Here is a 344-nt window from a genome sequence, read left to right as displayed (position 1 = left end):
GGGTAGACATGGAATTAGTAAATTATCCTACGTTAAGGATTTAAAAACACAAAATAACACGTACTTTCTCTTCAATCGCCAACCTTAAAACCTAGCTTTTTTAAAAGTTCGGGGATGGTACAGGTAAAATTTATTTGTCTTTTGCTAAAAGACGACTAACTGTAGACGGATGTACTTGAAACAACCTAGCCGCATCAGCGCCTGTTTTTTTACCAGACGTAACCAATGAGACTATTTCGTCTTGCTGTTGTTTGGTTAGTTTCGGCCGACGCCCACCAACTCGCCCTTCTTTTCTGGCGGCATCTAGACCATTTTTTGTACGTTCTCGAAGCATAGCTCGTTCA

General features: G+C 40.7%; 1 protein-coding gene. It reads right to left on the bottom strand.

Annotation, left to right across the window (positions count from 1 at the left end; genetic code table 11):
• Positions 1-130: 130 nt before the first annotated feature.
• On the bottom strand, positions 131-344 hold a 214-nt coding region (locus BKD30_RS16930), incomplete at its 5' end, for a recombinase family protein (protein WP_235861557.1).

The organism is Tersicoccus phoenicis, assembly GCF_001968835.1.
In the GTDB taxonomy this organism is placed as follows: domain Bacteria; phylum Actinomycetota; class Actinomycetes; order Actinomycetales; family Micrococcaceae; genus Tersicoccus; species Tersicoccus phoenicis.
The sequence above is the reverse complement of the archived record's forward strand: the minus strand, read 5'-3'. Positions and strand labels throughout refer to the sequence as shown.